Raw genomic sequence first — 25,104 nt, forward strand, 5'->3', positions numbered from 1 at the left:
GTCACTTCGGCAAGATGGTGAAGTGACAGAATTTCTCATTCAAACGACAGGCTTTCAAACCATGAAAAAAATAACCATAGGATTGGCACTGTGCGCCATATTATTTACCGCTCGGGTCAACGCCGAAAGCATACTGCGTATGTCGACGACGACCAGCACCGAGAACTCGGGGCTGCTGCAGGTATTGAATCCGGTTTTCGAAAAAAAATACGGTGCGCGCCTGGATGTCATTGCGGTCGGTACCGGCAAGGCCTTGAAACTGGGCGAAAACGGCGATGTGGATGTGGTTTTCGTGCATGCGCCCAAGGCCGAGGAAGCCTTCGTCAATGCCGGCTTCGGCGTCGACCGCAAGGCCGTCATGCATAACGATTTTGTCCTGGTCGGCGCCAAAGCCGATATCGCGGCCGTGAAGGCGTCCGGATCGGCGGCGGAAGCCTTTTTGAAAATCAGCCGTGCCGCCGCGCCTTTTATTTCCCGAGGCGATGATTCAGGCACGCACAAGAAAGAACGGGAATTGTGGCGGACGGCCGGTATGGAACCGAAAGGCAGCTGGTATGTATCGGCCGGGCAGGGCATGGGCGCGGTGTTGAAAATGGCCGATGAAAAACAGGCTTATGCCCTGGCCGACAGAGGCACGTTTATCGCGTATCAGGACAAAACCGACCTGGTCATCGTATTCGAGGGCGGCGAGAACCTGCTGAACCCTTATCATGTCATAGCCGTTAATCCTGCGCGCTTCCCGCATGTGAATTATGATCTGGCCAGGCAATATATCGATTTCATCACCGGCGAAGAGGGACAGGCCATTATTCGTTCCTTTAAAAAAGACGGCCAGGCGTTATTCACGCCCGATGCCGTGCAATAACGGCAAATAAGCCCGTTTTTGAAGAGTATTTTGGCAACCTGGCAGGTAATCATGAATTGGCAGACTATTTCAGAACACATCGAGGCGGCGACAGGGCAGCCTTTTACGGTCTTATCGTCACAAGCCGTGGGCGGCGGCGATATCAATTCCACGTTTCGGCTGCAAGGGCGGGACAGGAGCTATTTCGTGAAGCTCAATCGCGCCGGCCTGGCGGCTATGTTCGAGGCCGAATTCGAAGGGCTCAAGGAACTGGCATCGACGCAAGCCCTGCGCGTGCCGGCGGCCATCACTGCCGGCAGCACGACCGATCATGCCTTTCTGGTGCTGGAAAACATTGAGTTCGGCTCATCGAACAGGGCCTCCGAGCGACTGCTGGGTCAGCAGCTTGCACGCCTGCATGCCGTGAAACAGCCGTATTTCGGCTGGCACCGCGACAACACGATCGGCAGCACGCGGCAGCCCAACGGGCAATACCCCGATTGGCCGGGCTTCTGGCGCGAGCAACGCCTGGGCTTTCAGTTGCAACTGGCGGCGGCGAATGGTCACGGCGGCCGGCTGCAAGCGAGCGGCGAGCGGCTGCTCGGCGATCTGGACGCCTTGTTTGACGGTTACGCGCCCGAACCTGCCCTGCTGCACGGCGACTTATGGGCCGGCAATGCCGCCGTGGACAAGCAGGGGCTTCCCGTTATCTTCGATCCGGCCTGTTACTACGGCGATCGCGAGGCCGACCTGGCCATGACCGAACTGTTCGGCGGTTTCGGCCGGGATTTTTATGCCGCCTATCGGGATGCCTGGCCCTTGGATGACGGCTACCGTGTCAGGAAGACGCTGTACAATCTGTACCATATTCTGAATCACCTGAATCTGTTCGGCGGCGGTTACCTGCGCCAGACCGAGAGCATGATGGCCCAGCTGCAGGCCGAGGTGGGATAGCCGGCGTTTGCCGCCGGTGCTGTTCCAGAATATGCTTGAAAACCAGCGGGTCTTTCTGCTGGGTTATTTCGCCGGGACGCGGCTGTAGCCGATGCAGTAGCCGCGATAGCCAGAAGCGTAAAGCGGCGACTCTGAGCATCAGCGGCCAGCGCTGTTTTTCCAGCGCGTCCAGCGGCCGCAGGGATTCATAAGCCGACAGCAAAGCCATGAATTTTTCCGGATTCACGGTGCCGCTGTCGCAACACCAGTCATTGGCCGTAATCGCGATATCGAGCAGCAGCGTATCGGTGCAGGCGCTGTAGAAATCCAGCAGGCCGCTGAGTTGCCCGTCCGCGAACAGGACATTGTCCGTGAACAGATCGGCATGAATAACACCGCGCGGCAGACGGTCCGTGCGGTATTGGCGTTGAACACGCAGTTCATCGCCGATCAAGGCCCGGTCCGCCGGGCATAAGGACGGGCCGATTTCCGCGAACACGCGTTGGCACCAGTCCAGCCCTCGGTGGTTGTTTACCGGAAACACGTAGTCTTGCGTGGAGCGGTGCAGACCTGCCAGGTGCAGGCCGATCTGCCGGCAATGCGCGATCGATGGCGAGTCGACGGCGCTGCCCGTCAGGCGCTTGAACAGCGCCGCCGGTTTGCCGTTCAGCACGCGCAGCGGATTCGTTTGCAGGCCGGACAAGGGACGGGGGCAGGGAATTGCGTTTTTGTCCAGATACGTCATTAACGCCATGAACGACGGCAGGTCTTTAGCCGTCAGCGACTCGAACAGGGTCAGGACGAAGCGGCCCCGCGTGGTCGTGACGAAATAATTGGTGTTCTCAATGCCGTCTTTGATTCCTTCGAAATCGATGACTTTGCCGAGGCTGTAAGTGCTGAAGAAGCGTTCGAGTTGTTGGCGGGTTACGGGCGTATAAACAGACACCGGTTATATTGTTACCATTCCAGCAGTTTCCACATGTTGATGTTGCCCTCTCTGTTGGCGTCATCGCGGCGCACATCCATTTTGCCGTCATTATTGGTATCCAGAAAATAATAAGGCGGGCCGATATCCGGTATGACCTTGACCATATATAGTTTGCCGCCCCGGCGATATTCTTGTATGGTCTGCTTGCCTTTGCGGATAATGGTGATATCGGGTTCGAGCGTCTCACCGCTTTGCACGGGCATGGGCGGTTCGGGCACTTCCGGTACGGCCTCAATTCTGGGCGGTTGCTCATCAACAGCAAAAGCTGGAAAGGCCACAAGGCCAAGAAATATAAAACGGCGCATGGTCGTGCCTCATTGAGAATAAAAACTGGCCTATCTTATTACAGTTTGCAGCGGTTTGCTTGATTAAAAGCAAGCTTGAATATGAGCAAAATCAGTCGCCGGTACATTGATTCGCTATAATGCCGTAAAAAAGAGCCTGTGCGATTCGGCAATATGCACAGAGCGCATATAACGAGGGGTTGGTTTTTCAGGTCCGTTCAGTTCGGGCGGACATTTTGGGGGATAACAATGGCTGACAATAACGAAAAACATAAAATAGTGATTGTGGGGGGCGGGGCCGCGGGTCTTGAGCTGGCTACCCGTCTCGGCAATAAATTAGGCAAAAAAGGGCTGGTTGAAATCACGCTCCTTGATGCTTCATCGACGCATATCTGGAAACCGCTGTTGCACGAAGTGGCCGCCGGCACACTCGGCGAAACCGAAGAAATCGAATATCTGAATCAGGCGCATCGCAATCATTTCCGTTTCAGGCTGGGCCGAATGGAGGGCCTGAACCGCAGGAAAAAGGAAATTTATGTCAGTCCGACCCTGGGCGATAAAGGCGAAGAACTGATCCCCCGGCGCACTTTCAGCTACGACACGCTGGTCATGTCGGTCGGCAGCGTCAGTAACACGTTTAACATTAAAGGCGTGGCCGAGCACTGCATGTTTCTGGATACGACTTCACAGGCGTTCAAGTTTCAAAAGCAACTGGTTGAAGCCTATATGAAGAGCCATGCCGGCAGCAACACCGACAATAAACCGCTGTCGATCGCCATTGTCGGCGCCGGCGCCACCGGGGTTGAGCTGTCGGCCCAACTGCATGAAGTCACCGATCTGCTGGCCGTTTATGGGCTGGATGAATCCAGCAACGTCAAGCTGACCATTATCGAGGCGGCGACCCAATTGCTGCCGGCCTTGCCGAGCAAACTGGCGATCGCGACGCAACAGCAGTTGATCAAGCTGGGCATCGATCTTAAGATGGGCCGCCGCGTGGTCGAGGTGACGAAGGAGGGCATCAAAACCCATGACGGAGAAATGATCGAAGCCGACCTTAAAGTCTGGGCCGCGGGCATTAAAGCGCCGGACTGGATGAAACAACTGGACGGACTGGAAACCAATCACATCAACCAGCTGGTGGTCGATCAAACGCTGAAAACCAGCGATGACGCTATTTTCGCAATGGGCGATTGCGCCGCCTGCCCCTGGCCCGACCATGATGAAAATGTCCCGCCCCGGGCGCAGGCCGCCCATCAGCAGGCATCGGCGCTATACAAAACCCTTGTCAACCGGTTAAACGGCCGCCCGCCGGTCAACTATGTTTATCGCGATTACGGCTCGCTGGTTGCGTTGGGCAAATACACCACGGTCGGCAATTTGATGGGCAATCTGATGGGCTCGGTCAGCGTCGGCGGTTTCATTGCACGCGTGGTTTATCTGTCGCTTTATAAAATGCACCAGGTGGCGATACACGGCTATTTCAGGACGGCGATGCTGACCCTTTCCAATCTGTTCAGACGCAGCGCGCATGCAAAAATAAAAATGCATTAACAGCGCCTTATTTTTTAAATTTACCAGAAATTATCATGTTAGAAATTGAATACGAGTTCCGCGAAGAAGACCTGATCCATTTTAATGAATTACAGTTTACAAGGTCCGAGGAAATACAAAAAAACATCCGGAAAAACCGTCTGATCGTCCCCGGCATCCTGGCGCTGGTGGGTTTTTTCTATTACATCTATTACCGGGACATGATGTCGGCAGGTTATGTCATGATTATCGCCGTTCTGTGGGGACTACTGTCGCCCAAGATCATGATGCTGGATTTGCGCCGGCAGATATTGGCCAATTACACCAACAAGGAAAAGGTCAACATGTTCGGGACTTATACCTTGACCATCGATCCGGCCAACCCGAAATACCTGCTGGAGAAATCGCCCAGCGGCAAGCATAAAATGGCCTGGGAGGACCTGGTGCGGGTCGAATACGGCAAGCGCTATGTCTATATTTATGTCGATTTGAATACGGCCCTGGTTATTCCCGTGGAAACGGTGAAAAAAGGCAATCTGGAACAATTCGCCGAACAGGTGGAAAAAATGATAGAAAGAGCGAGTTAAAGGCCGGCATCTCTTTTTTGAATGTAATAACGGCAGGCATCCACACAGTCAGGTTTGGTTTTATACGGTCCGCTGATCATGTCGACGGTATAAAACCACCAGCCCTGTTCATTGACATAATATCTATCTTGCGGCCTGAACAAGGGATGCGGTGGCTTGCGGGATTTGTTTTTCATCTGGCTATTTTAGCTGATTTTAACGCTGTACTTTCATGTTGAATTTTAAAAATATTTCGTTGCGCCGGGGCGCCCGGGTGTTGTTCGCCAATGCCTCGTTCACTATCCACAAGGGGCAGAAGGTCGGGGTGACCGGTGCCAATGGTGTCGGCAAGTCCAGCCTGTTTGCGCTGCTTCGGAACGAACTGCACCTGGACGAGGGCGATTTTTCCATGCCGCCGGACCTGGAAATCGCGCATGTGGCGCAGGAAACGCCGGCCGTCGGCTGCTCGGCCATCGATTATGTCATCGACGGCGACCGCGAATTAAGACATCTGCAACAGCAACTGGCCGCCGCCGAACAGGCCGATGACGGCTTGAAGCAGGCGCAGCTGCACGCGACACTGGACACCATCGGCGGTTATACGGCTCAGGCGCGGGCCTCCCGGCTGATGAGCGGCCTGGGCTTTACGGCCGATCAGGAACGGAACCCGGTCAGTTCGTTTTCGGGCGGCTGGCGCATGCGCCTCAACCTGGCCCAGGCCCTGATGTGCCGCTCCGATGTCCTGCTGCTTGACGAGCCGACCAACCATTTGGACCTTGATGCCGTGATCTGGCTGCAGGACTGGCTGTGCAAATATCCCGGCACGCTGCTGCTGATCTCGCATGACCGCGACTTTCTCGACGCCATCACCGATCATATCGTGCATATCGAGCAGAGCAAGGCCGAAATCTATACCGGCAATTACTCGGCCTTCGAAAGAATGCGCGCCGAAAAGCTGGCGCAGCAGCAATCCGCCTACCTGAAGCAGCAACGCGAAATCGCCCATATGCAAAGCTTTGTCGACCGGTTCAAGGCCAAAGCCACGAAAGCGCGGCAGGCGCAGAGCCGCATCAAGGCCCTGGAAAGAATGGAGCTGATCGCGCAGGCGCACGTCGATTCGCCGTTCAACTTCAGCTTTCCAAAGCCCGGCAGAATGCCCAACCCCTTATTGATACTGGATAAGGCCGATATCGGCTATGGTCAGACGCGCGTGATCGAACAGGCCGGCCTGTCGATATCGCCGGGCGATCGCATCGGCCTGCTGGGTCCGAACGGCGCCGGAAAATCCAGCCTGATCAAAGTGCTGGCCGGCACCATGCCGCCGTTATCGGGAACACGGCTGGAAGCGGACGCGCTGAGAATCGGCTACTTTGCCCAGCATCAGCTGGAACAATTGCGCACGGATGAGAGTCCATTGTGGCATCTGCAAAAATTGGATAGTCAGGCCAACGAGAAGGATTTGCGTAATTTCCTGGGCGGTTTCGACTTTCAGGGCGACAAGGTTCTGGAGGCGGTCAAGCCTTTTTCCGGCGGCGAAAAAGCGCGCCTAGTCCTGGCAATGCTGGTTTATCAAAATCCTAATCTACTGCTGCTCGACGAGCCGACCAACCACCTGGACCTGGAAATGCGCCATGCCTTGAGTGTGGCATTGCAGGACTACGAAGGTGCTATCGTGGTCGTATCCCATGACCGGCACTTGCTGCGTTCGGTGACCGATCAGCTGCTGCTGGTGGCCGACGGCAGGGCGAGGTCGTTCGACGGCGATCTGGATGATTACCGCCTGTGGCTGGCCGAGCAGAAAAAAGGCGAGGAAAAAGCCGTGGCCGAAGCCGCGCCGACTGTTTCGCGCAAAGACCAGAGAAAACTGGACGCGGAACGCCGACAGAAATTCAAGCCCTTGTTCGATGCGCTGAAAAAAGCCGAGCAGGCCGTTGAAAAATATCATGCCGAACAGCGGCAACTGGAACTGCAGTTGGCCGATCCCGCAATCTATACCGATTCGGAAAAGGAGCGCTTGAAAAAACTGATGGAGCGGAAAGCACAGGTCGACAAGGCGCTGGATGAAGCCGAAGCCGCCTGGATGGAAGCCGAGGAAAGGCTGGAAGAGGCTAAATAAAGCCGGGTAAGCGAAATAAAGACAGCATCATCAACTTAAAGCATGGGACCATGAACGAGGGCATTGTCAAGTCGTGGGGTACGCATTGCGAATCCCTTTCAGCTATTGAATAGACGGACTTTCTGCTTGAGTCGATGCTGGCCAATAATAATAAATATTGCCGAGGTTTAACGCGCATCAGGAAGGAAGATAATGTTTGAAATCATAAAGCTGTTGTTTGATATCTGCCTGTTCAGGAAAGGGCCGCAGCATTTGCCCTATTCGCCCTGGCTGCTACGCATAACCGTAGTGGTTTATGCCCTGGTCAATTTTTTGATGATCAATATCGGCGTCAGCCGGCTTTATACCTTGCTGATGGTCGGCGCTGGCATCCTGCTCGTGGTCGGATTCAGCTGGACCATGCTGTACTTCGGACATAAGCGGGCACGGTTCTATCAAACCACCTCCGCGCTATTGGGCACGGACGCCATGATCAGTTTTTTCGCCATGCCCGGGGTTGCTTCAATGATGACCGGGGGCATGACTTTATTGGCGTTTTCAGTCATGATAGGTCTGATGATCTGGCATTGGGCGATTACCGGTCATATTATCCGCCATGCGCTGGACCAGACATTAATGTTTGGCTTGGGGCTGGCGTTTTTATACTTACTGGCATCGTATCAGGTAATGGCCTTGTTGTTTCCTGAAGCGGCCGGCATTGAATAGGAGGCATCATGGGAGAGTATAAACATATATTATTGGCGGCCGACTTTTCCAAGCACGGAGAGGAAGTCGCAAATAGAGCGAAGGATCTGGCTGACAAATATCAGGCAAAGCTGAGCATCGTGCACGTCGTGGACAATCTGCCGCTGACCGATGCGGCCTATGGGCCGGTTATTCCGTTCGATCTGGACTTGACCGAAGAACTGATGACGGCGGCAAAAAGCAGATTGGCCACCCTGGCCGAAACGCTTGGTATCGCCGAGGATCGCCGGTGCATTGCGGTCGGCAGCCCGAAGCTGGAAATAATCCGGATAGCCGAGGAAACCGGCGTCGATTTGATTGTCGTCGGCTCGCATGGCCGGCATGGCTTGGCGTTGCTGCTCGGTTCGACGGCAAACGGCGTATTGCATCACGCGCATTGTGATGTGCTGGCCGTGCGTTTGAAAAATGAGTAAAAAAATGATTGGGCGCACCTGACTAAAAACTAATAAAGCGCCCTTATATTGAAAGGTAACTATAAATGATTGGACAAATTGAAAGCTATGATCCTGAGGCAAAAACCGGGGTCATAAAAAGCGATGAGGCATTGTTTGAATTCAAGGCCGATGACTGGGTGGCGGCGGCATTGCCGGAAACAGGCGATGATGTCAGTTTTGAGGCGGAGGGCAATGCGGCCGTCAACGTGAACCTGGTGGGGGCGTATCTGGCCAAACCGGAAGCCGTTAAATACCGGTATCTGGCGGCCGTGCTGGGGCTGGTTTTAGGCGGCATCGGCGCCCATCGCTTTTACCTGGGATATTATTGGATTGGCCTGGCCCAGTTGGCGCTGACTTTTGTAACAGGCGGGTTCGGTTTGCTCTGGGGGTTTGTTGAAGGGGTTCTGCTTTTTGGCGGGCAGCTGGACAAGGACGCCAAGGGCCGTCCTTTAAAATAGCTTGCCGACCGCTATAAAAAAGGCCCGGATGATGACTCATCAGGGCCTTTCGGAATCTGAATGCAATCCCTTATTTAGGCTGCACGTTAGCGGCGGTTAAGCCTTTTGGACCAGATTCGATGTCAAAGATGACTGTTTGGCCTGGAGACAATGTTTTAAAACCTTCTCCCTGAATAACCGAATGGTGAACGAAAACATCCTCGCTACCTTCTGAAGGTTCAATAAATCCAAAACCTTTTGTGTTATTAAACCACTTTACAGTGCCTGTTGCCATTTTGAAAACTCCTGAAAAAATAACTTACGGTTAACACAGAACTAAAACATTGATAACCGGACAACCTAACAACCTAGGGATCCCTAACTCAACATCTGCCTTCTGATCGCGGGCTATTGTACTGTTATTTTTAGCTGGATGCCATCTATTGGAAAATTTTATAGAGCCCGTCCAGCACCAGTGCATTGGGGCTTACCATGCCGATCACTTCTTTATTTTCAACGACCGGCGCCCTGACCAGATTATAATTGGCGAACAATCTCGAACAGTAGCGAATATCCATATCCGGCGGCACGCTGAGCACCGGTTTTGTCATGATTTCATAGACGTTGACCCGTTCCGGGGCGCGGTCTTTCGCCAGCACATGGCGGGCTATGTCGCCGGACGTGATCATGCCGAATTCATCGTCATCATGGCGCTTGTTGACGATCAGCACGGAGGTTTTAAGTGTTTTCATTTTTTTCAGGGCATCGGAGACGGTGGCAATGCCGTCAATGGTGCCGACCTGGGTTTTCATGATATCCCTGACGCGGGTTATTGGCTTGTTGTCATTCATATCTTGTCCTCGATTTCATGGGTTAATTCTTCGACCTGATGCATGACGCCAATGGCATCCTCGACATCGATCTGGAAAGCGATGCCGGTGCCGGGCCGGCTGTCAAATTGGGCGGCTTGCGCGACAGTCTCGAGAATATGCCGGCTCAGATGCTCTTCCACCAACAACAGCAGAACATCGCGTTGTGTCTCCAGCGTCAGGCCAAAAAAAGTCTTGGATTGATTAAGGCCTTCGCCGCGGGCGTTATTGACAACGGTTGCGCCCTTGGCGCCGTTTTTACGCGCCGTTTCAAGCACCAGATCGGTTTTATCATCATCGACAAGCACGATAATTAGTTTGAAATGCATGGTTAACCTCAGGATTTAGAAGAAGTTCTGCTGGCGAGCCAGTGTGCAATTTGCGCATAACCCAGTACAGCAATGATAGGAAACAGGCTGGCAAAGGCGATCAGGCCAAAGCCATCCAATAACGGGTTGCGGCCGGGTATGGCTTCGGCCAGTCCCAGACCCAGGGCCGTAACCAGCGGCACGGTGACCATCGAGGTAGTCACGCCGCCGGAGTCATATGCCAGGCCGATAATCATCTTGGGCGCAAAGTACGTTTGTATGACAACGATGCCGTAGCCCGCAATAATGAACAAAGAGAGGTCCAGGCCGGTGACAATCCGGAATGTACCCAAAGCCAAGCCCAAAGCAACTCCCAAGGCAACCGCGATTCGCAATCCCCAGGCATTGATGGTTCCGCCTGAAATTTGTTCGACTCTGATGGCAACCGCCAGCAGGGCAGGCTCGGCTAAAGCTGTGGCGAAACCGATACTGCCGGCAAAAACATACACCCAAAAATAGGCGAACCAGGATACAGGTTGGTTGGTAGGATTGATGCCCAGGAATTCAGGCGAAGTCAGCTGAGATGCCATCAGACTCCCAAGCGGGAACAAGGCCATATCCAAACCCTCCAGAAAAACAACGATGCCAAGCAGGACATAGAAAAAACCTATCAGCGTTCTTTTGGGATGTGCCAGGGGCTTTCGAATTACCCATAGCTGAAAACCGATAATCGTTGCCGCGATAGGCAGAATATCCCGGCAGGTTTTCAGCAGTTCAGTTAGCAAATGTATTGACCATTCAATCATATGATCATCCCGTAAGCCATGACGGAAATCATCGGCATCAATACTGCGAAGACGATAAGCCCGAAGCCGTCCGTTACCGGGTTGCGGCCTTTGATGGCCGTGGCCAGGCCGACGCCGAGCGCGGTCACCAGCGGCACGGTAATGGTGGATGTGGCGATAGCGCCTGAGTCATAGGCGATGCCTACGATCTCCGCAGGTGCAAAAGGCGTCATGACTGCAACGCCGCCAAAACCCAGGAAAACCGGGTAATAGACCGGCCAGCCGCGGATAATTCTGAGTATGCCTATTAAAATAGCGAAACCGATGGACAGGGCGACGATAATTCGTAGCCCTAATGCATAACTGTCCTTGGCAGCCTCAGTCTGTTCAATAAGTCCTCCCGTGCCGGCTATATTGGCGGCTTTCTCGGCAATGGCTATGAGTGCCGGTTCGGCAATCGCCGCGCTAAAACCCAGACAGAAGGCGAAGGACAATAGCCAGAACACACTGCCTTTGCGGGCGAACGCATGGGCCATCGACTCTCCCAGCGGAAACAGGCTTTGTTCCAGACCTTGAACGAACAAGGTGAGGCCGAGCACTACCAAAAGCGTGCCGATAACTAAATCGGATACATCGGGAATGGGCAGCTGAATTACGAAAACCTGAAAGATAATCACGACAGCAAGGATCGGCAACAGATCCAGAAAGCTGCTGAATAGCTGCTTGATAAACGGGTGGTTCAGAAATCGCATATTTAAGATAAATTCTTCCTCATTAATCTGATCAAGTTAATCAACAATCCCGCTATAAATCAAGCCGTGCTTGAGGCTGGAATAATGCCGGTCATTAACAGGTATTACGTATAAATCTTTCTCGTGTCCCGGGGAAGATAACCTACATCGCCTATGAATTTGACCCTGCGCCTGCGTAACATCCGTTATTAATTAACATATCTGGCTTGAAAACGGCCGAATTACCCCTATGTTAGCATTAACTTAAAAAATTATCTGAGGTACAACAACATGCGGATGGATAAACTAACCAGCAAGTTCCAGATGGCGCTGGCCGATGCTCAAAGTCTGGCCTTGGGCAAAGACCATCAGTTCATCGAGCCGGTGCACGTCATGCTTGCCTTGCTGGATCAGGAAGGCGGCAGCATCAAGCCGCTGCTGACCCAGGTCGGTGTCAATCCCCACACTTTGAGGGCCGAGCTGAACAAAGAGATTGACCGGCTCCCCACGGTCAGCGGCTCGGGCGGCGATGTGCAGATTTCCAATGAATTGAGCCGATTGCTGAACCTGACCGACAAACTGGCGCAGAAGCGTAACGACGCCTACATTTCCAGCGAACTGTTCTTATTGGCGGCGCTGGACGAAAGAGGCGCGCTGCAGAATCTCCTTAATAAAGCCGGCGTCACCAAGCAGGCTGTCGAGAAAGCCATCGATGCCATGCGCGGCGGCCAGACGGTCGACGACCCCAATGCCGAGGACCAGCGGCAGGCCCTGAAAAAATACACCATCGACATCACCGAGCGCGCCGAGGCCGGCAAGCTGGATCCGGTGATCGGCCGCGACGACGAAATCCGCCGCACCATTCAGGTGTTGCAGCGCCGCACCAAGAATAACCCGGTCCTGATCGGCGAGCCCGGCGTCGGCAAGACCGCGATCGTCGAAGGCCTGGCGCAGCGCATCGTCAACGGCGAGGTGCCGGAAGGCATCAAGGGCAAACGCGTGCTGGCGCTGGACATGGCGGCGCTGATCGCCGGCGCCAAATTCCGCGGCGAGTTCGAGGAACGCCTGAAAGCCGTCCTGAACGATCTGGCCAAACAGGAAGGCCAGATCATCCTGTTCATCGACGAGCTGCATACCATGGTCGGCGCCGGCAAGGCCGAAGGCGCCATGGATGCCGGCAACATGCTGAAACCGGCCCTGGCGCGCGGCGAGCTACACTGCGTCGGCGCGACCACGCTCGATGAATACCGCAAATATGTCGAAAAAGACGCGGCCCTGGAGCGCCGGTTCCAGAAAGTGCTGGTCGACGAGCCGTCCGTCGAGGACACGATCGCGATTCTGCGCGGGCTGAAAGAGAAATACGAAGTCCACCACGGCGTCGACATCACCGACCCGGCCATCGTCGCGGCCGCGAGTCTGTCCTACCGTTATATCGCCGACCGGCAATTGCCCGACAAGGCCATCGATCTGGTCGACGAGGCGGCCAGCCGCATCCGCATGGAAATCGACTCCAAGCCGGAAGCCATGGACAAACTGGACCGGCGCCTGATCCAGCTGAAAATAGAACGCGAGGCGTTGAAAAAAGAAGCCGATCCGGCATCCAAAAAACGCCTGGAGATTCTCGAGGAAGAAATTGCCGAGGTGGAAAAAGAGTACTCCGACCTGGAGGAAATCTGGAAAGCCGAGAAATCCTCGCTGCAGGGCACCGCGTCGATCAAGGAAAAGCTGGATCAGTCCCGGATCGAACTGGAGGCGGCCAGCCGCGCGGGCGATCTGGCGCGCATGTCGGAACTGCAGTACGGCATCATTCCGGCGCTGGAAAAACAGCTCAATACGGCGGCATCGACCGAGCCGCATAAAATGACCTTGCTGCGCAACAAGGTCACCGAAGAGGAAATCGCCGAAGTCGTGTCGAAATGGACCGGCATACCGGTTTCCAAAATGATGGAAGGCGAGCGCGAAAAACTGCTGCACATGGAAGACGCGCTCAGTAAGCGCGTGGTCGGCCAGGAAGAGGCGCTGAAAGCGGTCAGTAACGCCATCCGCCGGTCGCGAGCCGGCCTGTCCGATCCGAACCGGCCGAACGGCTCGTTCCTGTTCCTCGGTCCGACCGGCGTCGGCAAGACCGAATTGTGCAAGGCCCTGGCCGAGTTCCTGTTCGACACGGCCGATGCGATGATCCGCATCGACATGTCCGAATTCATGGAAAAGCACTCCGTCGCGCGTTTGATCGGCGCGCCTCCGGGCTATGTCGGCTATGAGGAAGGCGGTTACCTGACCGAAGCGGTCCGGCGCAAGCCGTATTCGGTCATCCTGATGGATGAAATCGAAAAAGCCCATCCCGACGTCTTCAATGTGCTGCTGCAAGTGCTGGATGACGGCCGCCTGACCGATGGCCAGGGCCGGACCGTGGATTTCAGGAACACCGTCATCGTCATGACTTCGAACCTGGCTTCGGACCGTATTCAGGAACTGGCCGGCGAGGCGCATTACGCCGAGATGAAAGCCGCGGTCATGGAGATCGTCGGCCTGCACTTCAGGCCCGAGTTTATCAACCGGGTCGACGAGTCGGTCGTTTTCCATCCGCTCGGCCGTGATCACATCCGGGCCATCTCCGAAATCCAGATCGATTATCTGCGCCGGCGGCTGCAGGACCGCGAAATCGGCTTCGAGATCAGCACGGCGGCGCTCGAAAAACTGGGCGAAGCGGGCTTCGATCCGGTTTACGGCGCACGGCCGCTGAAACGGGCCATCCAGCATCAGCTGGAAAACCCGCTGGCCCAGGAAATCCTGGCCGGCAAATTTGAAGCCGGCGATGTGGTCAAGGTGGATGTGCAAAATGACCAGCTGGTGTTTTTGAAAGGCTAAACGCTATCGGGTGGGCAGCGTAATGCTGTCCATCCAAAATTGCCGCAGCCTAATTCAGTCGACTTAACGGAAGCGGGATAAGGGCAGCGATGCTTGGCGCGGCAAGAGGATAATCCATGTCTAACAGCAGATAATAACCTTGCAGCGTATCATTGGAGAAAATAACCATGAATAATGAAGTCAGACCGCCACTGCCGCCTTTCACGCGCGAAACCGCCATGCAGAAGGTCCGCATGGCTGAAGACGCCTGGAACAGCCGCGACCCGGAGCGCGTCGCACTGGCTTATACAATAGACAGCCAGTGGCGCAACAGGGCCGAGTTTCCGTGCGGCCGCGAGGCCATCATCCAGTTTTTGCAGCGCAAATGGGTTCGCGAACAGGAATACCGGCTGATCAAGGAACTCTGGGCGTATGAAAATAACCGCATCGCGGTGCGCTTCGCCTATGAATGGCATGATGACGCCGGCGACTGGTTCCGCTCTTACGGCAACGAAAACTGGGAATTCGATGAGAGCGGCCTGATGCAAAAGCGCTTTGCCAGCATCAACGACCTGCCCATAAAGGAATCGGAACGCAAATTCCGCTGGCCCCAGGGACGCCGGCCCGATGACCATCCGGGGCTCAGCGAACTCGGCCTGTAGCCATTTTTCTATTTAAGGGCTTACCATGTGGATTCAAAAAGAATTTAGGCTGAAAGCGCGGCCCCGCGGCTTTCACCTTGTCACCGATGAAGTGCTCAGCGCCATACCGGAGCTGCGGAGTATCCGGTGCGGGTTGCTGAATATATTGCTGAAGCATACCTCTGCCTCGCTCACCATTAACGAGAATGCCGATCCAACGGTACGGCAGGACTTTGAGAGTTTCTTCAACAAATCAGTGCCGGAAGACGAGCCTTACTATCGGCACGACTACGAAGGCAGCGACGACATGCCCGCCCATTTAAAAAGCAGCATCCTGGGCGCCACCTTGACCATTCCCATCACCAACGGCAGGCTGAACCTGGGCACCTGGCAAGGCATTTATCTGTGCGAATATCGAAACCATGGCGGCAGCCGCAGTCTGGTGGCGACTATTCAGGGAGAGGGCGGATGATGTGTCCACATTTTTTCAGACATGGAAATCAGCAAACAGCTTGAAGGCCGGTTGCTGATTTCCACATCAGGAGGGCCTGCCGGGTTTCCGCCAGGGTTCCAGCCCCATCTGCACGCTGGGGTAAACGCTTACGAGTTTGAACCGTAACCAGAGTTTCTTTTCTAAAAGTTCAGGAAAACCGGTTTTTAATCATGAATCCTGTAATTTTTCTCATTGACTTTAAAGAGCGAATATTATGGAAACTCACAAAGTAGAAATTAAAGATCTGGAAAGAAACGAAGTTGTAAGCACGGGTTACATAGATAGTGAGGAGATGCCTCTCATTGTCCATGACTTGAGCCATTACGATTTGAACCCTGATCATCACTATAAAGTTGGCCTCATTCATGGTGATTATTTGGAGTTGCTTTGTAAACATGTCGATGGACATGGTAAACGTGTTTGGTTCGATCGGCATTAGTATTTGATGTTACGCGGAACATTGATTCAGATGCCGGTAGGGACTGGACTTAGCCGCTGCATCATTTCTTCACGATAAACGTCCCCGGTATCATGCCCATGTAGCAGCTCCAGCTGATCGCACCCACTTGCCGCGGTGTGAATTCGACGACTTGCAGGCCGGGCTTCAGGTCGATGCCCATCTCCAGCGCCGGAATGATGATTCTTTTATTGCAACTGGACAGTTCCTTGACGTTGATGATCCATTTGACCGGAACGCCATAGCGCAGGGTGAATTCGTCCGGTTTGTAGGCCATCGCCTCGGCTTCCATATAAATAACCTGATAGCCTTCTTGTAGGTGCGATCCGGCATCGGCATGGTCATGCTGCCAGGTCATAAAGTGTGCTTTTAACGCTTGCGACGCCCTCGACAGCAGTGAATTGACATCATAGCCGGTGCCTGAGATCAGGAGGCTGCGGTTGAGCATGGCCGCGCCGAGCAGCAGGATGATGATGGCGGAGATTTTCATGAACCGCCGCGTGGCATTGCTGGAAATCATGCCGGCGAAGTAGCCGAATGCCAGCATGACGGGAAGCGTACCCAACGCGAATACGGCCAGCAGCGTCGCGCCGGTCAAGGCGCTGCCCGTGCCCGCGGCCATGATATACATGGCTTGCAAGGGGCCGCAGGCGATCATCAGGCCGTTCAGAAGACCGATGATGAAGGGATTGGATGTGCGCTGGCGTCGATGAACCAAAAAACGGTTAATGAACGTCGGCAGGCGCAGATGCAGGCGCCTCAAGCCGCTGAAGGCATCCATCATGCTCAAGCCGTAAAGCATCAAAAATACGCCCGCTACGGCCGAGACCATGCTGCGCATGCCCAGCGTAAAGGTGAGGGCGCCGCCGATCAACCCGAACAAGGCGCCAAAACCGGAATAGGACAGCGTTTTGCCCAGGCCGTAAAGCAGGTGGTTAAGATAAGCAGGCTTGCCCGAGTTTGTGCCCGCCACTGTATAACTGATGACAAAACCGCCGCACATGCCGATGCAATGGAAGCTGGTCAACACGCCGACCAGAAACAGCAAGCCGTAATTGGCCGTTTGTCCAATGTCTTCCAGGGACAAATCGAGCTGTACCCATTTGTTCAATTGCAGCAGCAGTATGATGCCCGCTATGGCAATGACGATCAGGAACAAGCGTCTGCCCAGCCCGGCCGGTTTATGCCGGGCGCGGTTCGAGCATTCATAGCCGACCGACTTGACTGCCGCGCAAACTGTTTTCAGCGATATGATGTCGTCGTCCAGGTCCAATGTCAGCGTTTCATCGGTAAAGCTGGCCCGGGCCTTGATAATGCCGGGGAGTTCAGCAACGGCCTCGACAATATGGTTTTCGCATTCCGCGCATTGCATGCCGGTGACAGGCAGTTCGTAATGTTTGGGTTTCATATTGAACTTAAGAACATTAGTAACTAATGAATTATATAGGCGTGTAGCGGGGTTTACCAATGCGACCGAATGTTGAGATCGTATCCGGCAGTGCAATCGAGTTTGTAAATTGATAAGCTGGCATCACCATTTAACGGATTAATTTATCACTATGACTTTAATTCTTATCGTTTTAGCGGTTGTGGCAACGGTGGTATGGTTTAGCGCCAAGCGGGCCGCTTCGGCCAGGCGCGAACAATACATAACCGGCTATGATTTCCATAAGGGCATCGTCAGTAAATTAACACAAAAGCATCCCGGGTTGACAGGGCAGGAGATTGAACTGGTTATGCAGGCGCTGAGGAACTATTTTCTGATGTGCTTGCGAAGCAAGCGCAAACTGGTCTCCATGCCGTCCCGGGTAGTCGACGATGCCTGGCATGAATTCATCCTGTCGACGAGGGTTTATGGCGATTTTTGCCGGCGCGCGTTCGGCTACTTTTTGCATCATACGCCCGCCGAGGCCATGGCAACGCCGACCCGGGCCAGGGTCGGCATAAAAAGAGCCTGGCGCCTGGCATGCATCCATGAAAAGATTGATCCGAAAAAACCGGCCAAGCTGCCTTTGATTTTTGCCATCGACAGTATGTTGAATATTCCCGACGGGTTCACCTATCAATTGCATTGTGACCGGGGCGCAAGCGGGACTGGCGTTTACTGCGCCAGTCATATAGGCTGCTCATCGGGGTGCGCGGGGGATTCTGGAGCCATTTCCGATGAGGCGGCGGACAGTTCCGGTTGCAGTAGCGACGGCGGTTGCGGGGGAGGGTGTGGCGGCGGCGATTAAAAATTAACGCAGCGACTCCGTCAATTTGTGGCTTTATAATTATAATGAGCTTGAAAATTAATAAACTCGCTAAACAGCGAACAGACGGGATGAACAGATGAATAGCGAAGATTACATGCGCAGAGCCATCGAGCTGGCTTTGCAGGTTCCCGAGTTTCCGTTCGGCGCGGTCATCGTGCGGCGGGCGACCGGCGAGATTGTCGGTGAAGGCCTTAATCAGTCGGTGCTGAATCCGACCTGGCATGGCGAGATGGTCGCCATCAACCATTGCGCGCAGGCGCATCATTCAGCGGACTGGAGCTTATTCGACCTGTATACGACGGCTGAGCCGTGTCCCATGTGTCAAAGCGCCATCGAGTGGGCGGGCATCGCTACGGTCTATTACGGCACGTCCATTCCCTATCTGCAAAAGCGGAACTGGTGGCAGATCGAAATCCGGGCCGAGGAAGTCATTGCCAGAACACCGTTCCGAAACAGCCGCATCGTTGGCGGCCTGTTGGAAGCCGAGTGCAATGCCTTGTTTGATAAGGCGCCCAGGGGCATGTTTCATGAAATTTCATAGCGCAATTGAACAGGTCGAGCTTGTTGTCATAAAAAGGTAACAAAGGCACTCTACAATACAACGATTTAGTTTTCTTTCTCATTTTATGTCTAGATTTAAGATTCTCATTGTTGAAGATGAAGACGCCATCAGAGGCATGTTAATGATGGTACTGGAGCAGGCCGGCTTTGCGCCGGTTGCGGCAAGCGATGCTGAAGACGCGCAGAAAGTCCTCGATGAAAATCTGCCGGATTTGATTCTGCTGGACTGGATGCTGCCTGGCCTCAGCGGCGTCGAATGGGCCAGGCGCCTGAAGAAAGACCAAACGTATCGGGAACTGCCGATTATTTTATTGACGGCGCGCGGCGAGGAAGAAGACAAGGTCAGGGGACTGGAGATCGGCGCCGACGATTACATGACCAAACCGTTTTCCCCCAAGGAACTGATAGCGCGTGTTCGCGCCGTATTGCGCCGAAGCGGAAAAATTCAGGGTTCAGCGCAAATCGAGCTGGGCGATCTGGTGCTCGATACCGAACAGCACCGCCTCAGCATCGGCGACAGGCTGCTGGACGTGAGCCCGACCGAGTTCCGCCTGATGCAGTTTTTCATGACCCATCCCGACAAGGTGTACAACCGCACGCAGTTGCTGGATCAGGTCTGGGGGCGCAGCGTCTATATCGAAGAGCGCACGGTCGACGTGCATATCCGCCGGCTGAGGAAAATCCTCGGCGAATACGGCAGGGAGGACCTGGTTCAGACCGTGCGCGGTTTCGGCTACCGATTCTCATTGACACACTAGTTTATGAGTGTCTGGCAAAAGGAGATCGGCTTTGCGCTGCTGCTGTTTCTGGTTGCGCTGATCTCAGGCAGTCTGACCGGGCATATTCTGCTGTTCATGTTCCTGCTGACGCTGGGGCTCTGGATTCGCCAGCTGTTACAGATCAGCCGCTTTGAAAGATGGATAAGCATGGGAGGGCGGGGCGAATACCCCAGGGTGAGCGGTATCTGGGAAGATATTTACCACCATGTTTACCGTATTAAAAAAAACGAAAGAAAGCGCAAGAAGAAACTGGGCAAAATGGTGGATCAGTTTCGCAAGTCAACGGAAGCCTTGCCTGATGCGGCCGTAGTGCTGGGCCCGAGCGACGAAATCGAGTGGACCAATAAAGCGGCCCGGGACGTGCTGGGGCTCCATCAGTCCGATAAAGGTCAGCGTATTCCCAACCTGATCCGTTTCCCTGAGTTTATCCGTTACCTTAAATCCGGCAATTACCATGAAGCGGTTATCCTGCCCGCGCCGGTGGACCACCGTATAACGCTGGCCGTGCGGGTCGTTAAATATGGCGCCGGTCTGCGGCTGCTGTTGGCCCAGGATGTCACGCAGCTGAAAAAAATGGAGCGGATGCGCAAGGATTTCGTTGCCAATGTATCGCATGAACTCAGAACGCCGCTGACGGTATTGAAAGGTTATCTGGAAACCATGCGGGACATGGATGACGGCAATTCGCCATTACTGACGCATTCGGTTCTGCAAATGCAGGGGCAGACCGAACGCATGCAGCATCTGGTCGATGACCTGTTGTTACTGACACGTTTGGAAACGCAGCAGAAGAAAGTGCAGTGTGTCGATGTTCCGGCATTATTACAGCAGATTTGCAAGGAAAGCGATGCGCTGGAAACGGCGGCCGGGCGCATCGAATTATTGCTCGAAACCGATACCCGCATTACCGGCGAGGAACAGGAATTGCGCAGCGCTTTCACCAATCTGCTAGGCAATGCGCTGAAGTATTCGCCTGACGATTCCACGGTAACAATACGTTGGCATCGGTCCGAAAGCGCCGTCATACTGGATGTCAAAGATCAGGGCGAAGGCATTGTCGCCGCCGAAATTCCGCGCATCACCGAACGCTTTTACCGGGTGGAAGTCAAGCGCAGCAAAAAGGTCAGCGGCACCGGGCTGGGCCTGGCTATCGTCAAGCACGTGCTGATGCGTCATGACGCCAAGCTGAATATCGTCAGCGAACCGGGCAAGGGCAGTTGTTTCAGCTGTTGTTTTCCGGTGACGCGGGCTTGCCGCTGATCGTGTTTTAGCGGCTTCGGCCGCTGCCGATACCTCGCTGTTCCTTCCCTCCAATGGTTCTTCCTCAATAGGCATGCATTTTAATTCGGCAGGCAGGGCTTATAAATTCGCTTATAATTGAGACGGGCAAACAAAAACAATTAAGAGGAACTCAATGCCGGTCGACATTCTGCTTACGGTCATTCTGACCGCTACCATTCAATCCGTTTTCGGTGTTGGCGTATTGTTGTTCGGTACGCCTATACTGCTTCTGCTGGGGTATGACTTTATCAATACGCTGCTGGTACTGTTGCCTATTTCCATCGCGATCAGTTCCCTGCAGCTATTGAAGCATTACCGGTATATCGATGTCGGATTTTTCAAAAACGTACTGATTTACAGTATCCCTTTCATCGTCCTGTTCCTATGGATCATCACTGCCATCAAGATCAATATCAGCCTGCTGGTGGGTGGGTTGCTTATTTTCGTCGCGCTGAAAAATATTTCGCCGGCCATCGATAAAGCGCTGCAGTCCCTGTTCAATTATGAAAAAACCTATCTGGCGGTCATGGGAATCGTGCACGGCATGACTAATCTCGGCGGCTCGTTATTAACCGCGATCGTATACAGCAAACCGTATCAAAAACACCAAATACGCGCGACCGTGGCCAGTTGTTATGCAACCTTTGCCCTGTTTCAGCTGGCTACGTTGTTTTTCATCCGGCATGAGTTTGATGTGTCTTACGCGGACAATATCGGCTTTCTTCAGGTGGGAGTCGTGACATTCCTGCTGACCGAGGAAATGCTGTACAGCAAAATTGATAATGAAAAATACAATAGGCTATTTGCCGGCTTTTTACTGGCATCAGGCATTTTACTATTGATTAAATCCCTATAAGCAGTGGAGGAAAAATGAGCGCGTTAATCAAGAAGCTATTTAATTATTTTTTGATCGGGGTTCTGGCGGTTATTCCCATCGTCTTGATTTTACAAATTATCATGTTTGTAAAGGCACTGGTGTCCGATCTGTTTCTGCTGGTGTATGGTTATTCGGTCAGCTATTTGTATACGCTGCTGATTTTTTTAGTCAGTTTCTTTATCCTGGTATCCATTGGCCGTCAGATCGCCAAGCAGGGGCGCCCCTGGTTTATTGCCGCTTTTGAACATGTTATCGAGAGAATTCCCTTTTTAAATACCGTTTACAGGGTTATTAAAAAAGTGGTGAATATGTTCTCCTCCCATGACAAGGCTATCGCGAAAGAAGTGGTGTATGTGGAATATCCAAAAGAGGGCGCCTGGGTGCCTGCTTATGTCACCAACCGGTTTGAGGACAAATATGTGCTGTTCGTGCCGACCTCTCCGAATCCGACGTCGGGGTTTACGATCATCGTCGATAAGTCAAAGATCATAAAATCCACTATGAATATAGAAGAAGCCACCAGTTTTGTCGTCAGCGTCGGGGTCGATTTCGATAAGGGATCGGAAGTAGGTCAACTGCCGTCATGAAAATCATCGAAGCTTGGCTAAATCAGATCAGCGGTCTGATTTGGGGACCGGTAATGCTGGCGTTATTGCTGGGCATCGGCGTTTATCTGACCATAGGACTGAAAGCCTTGCCGTGGCGCAAGACGCCGCATGCCTTTGTACTGCTCTGGCGCGGGCGCAAGTCCAGGCCGGGCGAGGAAGGCGATATCACCGCGTTTGCCGCCTTGATGACGGCGTTATCGGCCACGATCGGCACGGGCAATATCGCCGGTGTCGCAACGGCTATTTTTCTGGGCGGCCCGGGCGCCGTGTTCTGGATGTGGATGACGGCATTGTTCGGCATGGCGACCAAATATGCCGAGGCGGTGCTGGCCGTTAAATACCGCGAAGTCGATGAATTAGGCAAATATGTCGGCGGCCCCATGTATTACATCAAGAACGGCCTGGGTGCGAGATGGCAATGGCTGGCTGTCGCATTCGCTTTGTTCGGCACCCTGGCCTCGTTCGGTATCGGCAACATGGTGCAGGCCCATTCGGTTGCCGACGCGGTCGAATCCATGTTTCAGATACCTGAATGGCTCAGCGGAGCGGTCATGACCGTGCTGACCGCCTTCGTCATCCTGGGCGGCATCAATCGCATAGCCGATGTCGCGGCCAGGCTGGTGCCGTTTATGGCCATATCCTATATTGCCGGGGCCGCGGTCATTATCATGCTCGACGTGGAAAAAGTGCCGGCCGCCCTGGGGCTGATCATCGACAGCGCTTTCAGCGGCACGGCCGCCACCGGCGGTTTTGCCGGCGCGGCGGTTTGGGCCGCGATTCGCTACGGCGTGGCGCGCGGAGCCTTCTCGAATGAAGCGGGGCTGGGCAGCGCGCCGATTGCGCAGGCGGCGGCAAAAACCGCCAACCCGGTCCAGCAGGGCATGATTTCGATGCTGGGCACTTTTATCGATACGCTGGTCGTTTGCACCATGACCGCCCTGGTCATCGTCATGACCGGAGCCTGGAACAGCGGCGAAAATGGCGCGGCGCTTTCCACGCTGGCGTTCAATACCGGACTGGCCGGCTGGGGCGGCTATATCGTCGTGTTTGGTCTGGTCGTGTTCGCGTACACGACGATTCTGGGCTGGAGCTATTACGGCGAACGTTGCGCCGAGTTTCTGTTCGGCGTCAAGATCATCAAGCCCTACCGTTTGTTATGGCTGTGCGCGATTCCATTGGGCGCGATGGGCAAACTGACCGTCATCTGGTCGTTGGCCGATGTCATGAACGGGCTCATGGCGATCCCGAATTTGCTGGCCTTGGGGTTATTAAGCCCGGTGCTGTTCAGGGTGACCAAGGCGTATTTGCAATCGGCCGAAAGCGGCAGTCGGCCGGAGCTATCGGGCGAGCGAGTCAGCCTGGACGAAATCAATAACTAAGGAATGCGCATAGAATAACTTCCTCAGGTATGCGGATGAATTTCCGGTGTAGGCGCGAATTCATTCGCACCTACAATTCCCTGATTTATTCCATGCTCATTACTAACCGACCTTACTCAGAGACAGATGGCCAGAGGATACTGCAACTGAGCGCAGCGCGAGACGGCGCATTCACAAAAAGAGCGGGCAGTAACCGCCCGTTTATCAGCCTCTGTAAGGGGCCGCTCGGCCTGCTCTGTCACGAACTGCTTTTTTGATTGACTTTGCCGGTTTTGCTTGTTATGAATGAGCCCGCATACTAGCAAAAATATAATAAACACAAATAATTACATGAGGGGAGGGCCATTATGGACACTAACGACAGTGTCGTCACGGGCGGCTTATTAGTTAAATTAACCCGGTTGGAAGACCAGGTTGCAACACTTTCCACGGAGTTGGAATCGAGTAAGGAAGTCATCAGCCGGTTAAAATTGTCGCTAACCGAGCGCGATGCGCAAATTTTAGATCTGGAAGCAAAACTGATTGAGGCGCAAAACGCGCAATTGAAAACAACGGTAAACTGGATCGACCGTTGCAAGATTCAAATCAAAAACGGCGTGGACGAAAAAATAATCAATCCGGCATTGGCGAAAATTCGTCAGCGGATTGAGGTCATGCAGCGATTGGTTTATGAAACCAGGGATGTCGTCAATAAAAGACTGACGGTTATTCACGAGAATATCCAGGGTCATTCCGAGCTGGTCAAACAGTGGCCCGAACAAGCGAGGCGGTATTTTGAGCAAGCCATCGTCGAACCTGTCAACCTGCTGGTCCATGAAAAGATCGGTTCAGCCTACAGTTATTTGAAAGCCGTCCGGGGCCTGGTCGAGCAAAAAATTCTCCATCCCTGTAAAGTCTGGTATGAGGAAGCTGTCGTTGCCTTGCTGGCATTGCCCGCGCAAAGCCGGATCATTTTCCAGGTATGGCTGGCCGACCCTGGCAGACAACAAATTGCCATGCTGCCTGATTTGGGACGGAACGTTTATTCTTATGCCTTGGCGTGGCTGAAAAAGTCGGTCGGCCAAATAAAAGCGCTGATTAACCGGGGTGTTGAATATATAGCGGAAGCCGTCAAGAATTCTTCGTTCTGGAACGGCAATAACAACATAGAAGTGACTTATTGATCCTGGTAACCGGAACTTAATCAATTTGCTGGAAGCGATAAAAAAGCCCTGCCCGGCGTAGCCGGGCAGGGCTTTTGTTTAAGCGAAGGCCGTTGCCGGTTACTGCACCAGACTCAACAAAATGCCGGCCGCGACCGCCGAGCCGATGACGCCGGCCACGTTCGGGCCCATGGCATGCATGAGCAGGAAGTTGT

General features: G+C 53.9%; 30 protein-coding genes. 20 read left to right on the plus strand and 10 right to left on the minus strand.

Annotation, left to right across the window (positions count from 1 at the left end; genetic code table 11):
• The first annotated feature begins 61 nt into the window (after positions 1–61).
• Together EK22_RS16120 and EK22_RS23260 are read left to right on the plus strand one after the other, a co-directional pair.
• Positions 62–865: an ABC transporter substrate-binding protein gene (locus tag EK22_RS16120; RefSeq protein ID WP_036252633.1), complete on the plus strand. Its 804-nt coding sequence runs from the start codon at positions 62–64 to the stop codon at positions 863–865.
• Between the two features lie 51 nt (positions 866–916).
• Positions 917–1,798, plus strand: coding sequence for a fructosamine kinase family protein (locus tag EK22_RS23260; RefSeq protein ID WP_051961933.1), 882 nt, complete (start codon positions 917–919; stop codon positions 1,796–1,798).
• On the opposite strand, the gene EK22_RS16125 is transcribed toward EK22_RS23260, so the two are convergent.
• Positions 1,683–2,723: a homoserine kinase gene (locus tag EK22_RS16125; RefSeq protein WP_036252634.1), complete on the minus strand. Its 1,041-nt coding sequence runs from the start codon at positions 2,721–2,723 to the stop codon at positions 1,683–1,685. The two genes, EK22_RS23260 and EK22_RS16125, sit on opposite strands and share 116 nt — an antisense overlap.
• An 11-nt stretch (positions 2,724–2,734) precedes the next feature.
• Entirely contained in the window at positions 2,735–3,070 is a 336-nt protein-coding gene (locus tag EK22_RS16130; protein ID WP_020159065.1) for a DUF2782 domain-containing protein, read from the minus strand.
• A gap of 228 nt (positions 3,071–3,298) precedes the next feature.
• Here EK22_RS16130 and EK22_RS16135 point away from each other — a divergent pair, with 228 nt between their 5' ends.
• Complete coding sequence (locus EK22_RS16135; RefSeq protein WP_020159066.1) at positions 3,299–4,600, plus strand: NAD(P)/FAD-dependent oxidoreductase; 1,302 nt, start codon at positions 3,299–3,301, stop codon at positions 4,598–4,600.
• 35 nt (positions 4,601–4,635) lie between these two features.
• Complete coding sequence (locus EK22_RS16140) at positions 4,636–5,166, plus strand: YcxB family protein (RefSeq protein ID WP_020159067.1); 531 nt, start codon at positions 4,636–4,638, stop codon at positions 5,164–5,166.
• On the opposite strand, the gene EK22_RS16145 is transcribed toward EK22_RS16140, so the two are convergent.
• Positions 5,163–5,342 (minus strand): hypothetical protein, encoded by a 180-nt coding sequence (locus EK22_RS16145; RefSeq protein WP_020159068.1) that lies wholly within the window; start codon positions 5,340–5,342, stop codon positions 5,163–5,165. The two genes, EK22_RS16140 and EK22_RS16145, sit on opposite strands and share 4 nt — an antisense overlap.
• A gap of 35 nt (positions 5,343–5,377) precedes the next feature.
• Between EK22_RS16145 and EK22_RS16150 the strand changes: the two genes are divergently transcribed.
• The 4 genes from EK22_RS16150 (at position 5,378) to EK22_RS16165 (ending at position 8,897) form a co-directional block, all read left to right on the plus strand.
• Positions 5,378–7,261 carry an ATP-binding cassette domain-containing protein gene (locus EK22_RS16150; protein WP_036252635.1) on the plus strand — a complete coding sequence of 628 codons (1,884 nt, stop codon included), beginning with the start codon at positions 5,378–5,380 and terminating at the stop codon, positions 7,259–7,261.
• Between the two features lie 192 nt (positions 7,262–7,453).
• Positions 7,454–7,966 (plus strand): hypothetical protein, encoded by a 513-nt coding sequence (locus EK22_RS16155; RefSeq protein ID WP_036252636.1) that lies wholly within the window; start codon positions 7,454–7,456, stop codon positions 7,964–7,966.
• An 8-nt stretch (positions 7,967–7,974) separates the two neighbouring features.
• The gene (locus EK22_RS16160; protein ID WP_020159071.1) at positions 7,975–8,418 is read left to right on the plus strand and encodes a universal stress protein; all 444 of its coding nucleotides are present in this window, start codon (positions 7,975–7,977) and stop codon (positions 8,416–8,418) included.
• Positions 8,419–8,483: 65 nt separating this feature from the next.
• Positions 8,484–8,897, plus strand: coding sequence for a TM2 domain-containing protein (locus tag EK22_RS16165; RefSeq protein ID WP_036252637.1), 414 nt, complete (start codon positions 8,484–8,486; stop codon positions 8,895–8,897).
• 70 nt (positions 8,898–8,967) lie between these two features.
• Here EK22_RS16165 and EK22_RS16170 read toward each other — a convergent pair whose 3' ends face one another.
• The 5 genes from EK22_RS16170 to EK22_RS16190 form a co-directional block, all read right to left on the minus strand.
• Positions 8,968–9,171, minus strand: coding sequence for a cold-shock protein (locus tag EK22_RS16170; protein WP_020159073.1), 204 nt, complete (start codon positions 9,169–9,171; stop codon positions 8,968–8,970).
• Between the two features lie 145 nt (positions 9,172–9,316).
• Entirely contained in the window at positions 9,317–9,727 is a 411-nt protein-coding gene (locus tag EK22_RS16175) for a CBS domain-containing protein (protein WP_020159074.1), read from the minus strand.
• Positions 9,724–10,074 carry a P-II family nitrogen regulator gene (locus tag EK22_RS16180; protein WP_020159075.1) on the minus strand — a complete coding sequence of 117 codons (351 nt, stop codon included), beginning with the start codon at positions 10,072–10,074 and terminating at the stop codon, positions 9,724–9,726. Before EK22_RS16180 ends, EK22_RS16175 begins: the two co-directional genes overlap by 4 nt.
• An 8-nt stretch (positions 10,075–10,082) precedes the next feature.
• Positions 10,083–10,859 (minus strand): DUF1538 domain-containing protein, encoded by a 777-nt coding sequence (locus EK22_RS16185; RefSeq protein ID WP_020159076.1) that lies wholly within the window; start codon positions 10,857–10,859, stop codon positions 10,083–10,085.
• A complete protein-coding gene (locus EK22_RS16190; RefSeq protein ID WP_020159077.1) occupies positions 10,856–11,590 on the minus strand; it encodes a DUF1538 domain-containing protein in 735 nt (244 codons plus the stop codon). Before EK22_RS16190 ends, EK22_RS16185 begins: the two co-directional genes overlap by 4 nt.
• Before the next feature lie 270 nt (positions 11,591–11,860).
• On the opposite strand from EK22_RS16190, the gene clpB reads away from it, so the two are divergent.
• The 4 genes from clpB to EK22_RS24340 all read left to right on the plus strand — a co-directional run bounded on the left by clpB (position 11,861) and on the right by EK22_RS24340 (position 15,989).
• Positions 11,861–14,437 carry an ATP-dependent chaperone ClpB gene (clpB, locus tag EK22_RS16195; protein WP_020159078.1) on the plus strand — a complete coding sequence of 859 codons (2,577 nt, stop codon included), beginning with the start codon at positions 11,861–11,863 and terminating at the stop codon, positions 14,435–14,437.
• Between the two features lie 167 nt (positions 14,438–14,604).
• On the plus strand, positions 14,605–15,078 hold the full coding sequence (locus tag EK22_RS16200; protein WP_200882614.1) for a nuclear transport factor 2 family protein: 474 nt from the start codon (positions 14,605–14,607) through the stop codon (positions 15,076–15,078).
• A 25-nt stretch (positions 15,079–15,103) separates the two neighbouring features.
• Complete coding sequence (locus EK22_RS16205; RefSeq protein ID WP_036252639.1) at positions 15,104–15,529, plus strand: secondary thiamine-phosphate synthase enzyme YjbQ; 426 nt, start codon at positions 15,104–15,106, stop codon at positions 15,527–15,529.
• Positions 15,530–15,764: 235 nt separating this feature from the next.
• The gene (locus tag EK22_RS24340; protein ID WP_152565126.1) at positions 15,765–15,989 is read left to right on the plus strand and encodes a hypothetical protein; all 225 of its coding nucleotides are present in this window, start codon (positions 15,765–15,767) and stop codon (positions 15,987–15,989) included.
• A 61-nt stretch (positions 15,990–16,050) separates the two neighbouring features.
• Here EK22_RS24340 and EK22_RS16215 read toward each other — a convergent pair whose 3' ends face one another.
• Positions 16,051–17,415, minus strand: coding sequence for an urease accessory protein UreH domain-containing protein (locus EK22_RS16215; RefSeq protein WP_036252642.1), 1,365 nt, complete (start codon positions 17,413–17,415; stop codon positions 16,051–16,053).
• 151 nt (positions 17,416–17,566) lie between these two features.
• Here EK22_RS16215 and EK22_RS16220 point away from each other — a divergent pair, with 151 nt between their 5' ends.
• The 8 genes from EK22_RS16220 (at position 17,567) to EK22_RS16255 (ending at position 24,910) form a co-directional block, all read left to right on the plus strand.
• Complete coding sequence (locus tag EK22_RS16220) at positions 17,567–18,241, plus strand: glycine-rich domain-containing protein (RefSeq protein WP_036252643.1); 675 nt, start codon at positions 17,567–17,569, stop codon at positions 18,239–18,241.
• Between the two features lie 97 nt (positions 18,242–18,338).
• Entirely contained in the window at positions 18,339–18,803 is a 465-nt protein-coding gene (locus tag EK22_RS16225; RefSeq protein WP_036252645.1) for a nucleoside deaminase, read from the plus strand.
• Between the two features lie 85 nt (positions 18,804–18,888).
• On the plus strand, positions 18,889–19,581 hold the full coding sequence (gene phoB / locus EK22_RS16230) for a phosphate regulon transcriptional regulator PhoB (protein WP_027147221.1): 693 nt from the start codon (positions 18,889–18,891) through the stop codon (positions 19,579–19,581).
• Between the two features lie 3 nt (positions 19,582–19,584).
• Positions 19,585–20,862, plus strand: a complete 1,278-nt coding sequence (gene phoR / locus EK22_RS16235) for a phosphate regulon sensor histidine kinase PhoR (RefSeq protein ID WP_036252648.1) — start codon at positions 19,585–19,587, stop codon at positions 20,860–20,862.
• A 154-nt stretch (positions 20,863–21,016) separates the two neighbouring features.
• Positions 21,017–21,739 carry an anion permease gene (locus EK22_RS16240; RefSeq protein WP_036252650.1) on the plus strand — a complete coding sequence of 241 codons (723 nt, stop codon included), beginning with the start codon at positions 21,017–21,019 and terminating at the stop codon, positions 21,737–21,739.
• A 14-nt stretch (positions 21,740–21,753) separates the two neighbouring features.
• Positions 21,754–22,347 (plus strand): DUF502 domain-containing protein, encoded by a 594-nt coding sequence (locus EK22_RS16245; protein ID WP_020159088.1) that lies wholly within the window; start codon positions 21,754–21,756, stop codon positions 22,345–22,347.
• On the plus strand, positions 22,344–23,747 hold the full coding sequence (locus EK22_RS16250) for an alanine/glycine:cation symporter family protein (RefSeq protein ID WP_036252652.1): 1,404 nt from the start codon (positions 22,344–22,346) through the stop codon (positions 23,745–23,747). The genes EK22_RS16245 and EK22_RS16250 overlap by 4 nt, the downstream gene beginning before the upstream one ends.
• Positions 23,748–24,094: 347 nt before the next feature.
• Complete coding sequence (locus EK22_RS16255) at positions 24,095–24,910, plus strand: PspA/IM30 family protein (RefSeq protein WP_036252654.1); 816 nt, start codon at positions 24,095–24,097, stop codon at positions 24,908–24,910.
• 99 nt (positions 24,911–25,009) lie between these two features.
• Here the strand turns inward: EK22_RS16255 and EK22_RS23755 are convergent.
• On the minus strand, positions 25,010–25,104 hold a 95-nt coding region (locus EK22_RS23755; RefSeq protein WP_152565127.1), incomplete at its 5' end, for a sodium ion-translocating decarboxylase subunit beta.

The organism is Methylobacter sp. BBA5.1, assembly GCF_000746145.1.
Lineage (GTDB): Bacteria > Pseudomonadota > Gammaproteobacteria > Methylococcales > Methylomonadaceae > Methylobacter > Methylobacter marinus.